Source organism: Aeromonas aquatica, from assembly GCF_000764655.1.
GTDB classification, from domain to species: Bacteria; Pseudomonadota; Gammaproteobacteria; order Enterobacterales; family Aeromonadaceae; genus Aeromonas; species Aeromonas aquatica.
In genome coordinates this window covers 1-1,202 of the sequence record NZ_JRGL01000069.1, presented here as the reverse complement: position 1 = coordinate 1,202, position 1,202 = coordinate 1, and the positions used below count along the sequence as shown (strand labels likewise).

The window sequence follows — 1,202 nt, the reverse complement described above, 5'->3', positions numbered from 1 at the left end:
GTAACCACTTGTTGAGCTATATGATTTAATTCAATGATTCGAATCATATGCCAAGCGAAAAATAATAATACTCCGGCGATAAGCGAATAGATCTGCCAAAGCAAATAACGGTTTGCTTTCTCGCCAGAGTTCATAGAAGCCGCAAATGTTCCCGCAGCATCTTTGTACCCGAACAAGGTTTGTACTTTATCTGCCATACGCTTTCTTAGTTCGGTTGGCGTTAGAGAACCAACATCTCGACCGCTACTATCCAACTCTTTTTTAATGGAAAGGACGAGTTGCTGATCGAATGCATCCGGCAATGAGATCACATTCACATTACCAGCGCAAATGGCGCAAAATTTACGTGCTAACTCTGCATCATTGTCCTCATTGTAACGGGCTAACACATTATCGATATTGAGCGCCTGCGCCGTATGATAAATAGATTTGTTATTCTCTCTAACGTAAGTTCCAACAGGTCTTCGCGCTCGTCTTCGGTGATTTCGCCATCTGCCAGAATATCGTTGAGACGGTTGAACAGCAGGCTACCCGGCCATGAGGCCAACAGGTCACGATGCTTTAGCAGCAGCGCTCTAAGAGCGTGCACCTCTTGTTCTACGATGTTGCTATCGGCACTGATGCCTTGCAGGAAGCCGAGCAACATATTGACCAACGCATCCATGTTGTCGTGCTCAATCTCGTTGTACTGCAGCACATCATTGAGCAGGTTCAGCAGGTCTTCTTTCTCATCGGCTGTGATGATCCCATCTTCGAGAACGTCGTGGATGAGATCTTGAATATCGAGGAAATCACCATCTTTTTTGAACTCGGAGTCTGATTTCAACCAAGTAGCCATAAAGAGAACTTCAGTCTCGTTAAGACGCTGATCGGCAGTGAGGCCGCTCAAGATACCGTGAAGGCTGATCAGTGCTTTTTGCTTATTGCGCTTGTAACCAAATGACATTGGCACATCATTGAACTCTGGCATGTTTTCTCCCTAAAACGTCTCTGCCGCTCAAGCATGTCGTCCATTGTTATGCTGGTCTGGGCGTGGCTATAAGCTGGCAACGGATATAAAAACAGGGCGCATTAGCGCCCTGTTTGTCTTTTTCTATATGATCTGTGCTCTACCATCACGCCGATAATCTGGATGTGCTGCCGGTCGGAATGCATAGTGGGGTAATCATCGTTGAGGGGGACCAGTTCAAACACTTCTTGCC

General features: G+C 46.3%; 2 protein-coding genes and 1 pseudogene. All 3 read right to left on the bottom strand.

Annotated elements, in window-relative coordinates:
- Positions 1 to 389: hypothetical protein (locus LG30_RS21985; protein ID WP_152599113.1), on the bottom strand; the 389-nt coding region annotated here is incomplete at its 3' end.
- Positions 383 to 970 (bottom strand): hypothetical protein, encoded by a 588-nt coding sequence (locus LG30_RS0107845; protein WP_193354256.1) that lies wholly within the window; start codon positions 968 to 970, stop codon positions 383 to 385. The genes LG30_RS21985 and LG30_RS0107845, both read right to left, overlap by 7 nt.
- A 101-nt stretch (positions 971 to 1,071) precedes the next feature.
- A pseudogene (locus tag LG30_RS22710) lies at positions 1,072 to 1,202 on the bottom strand (LexA family transcriptional repressor); the annotation flags it as partial.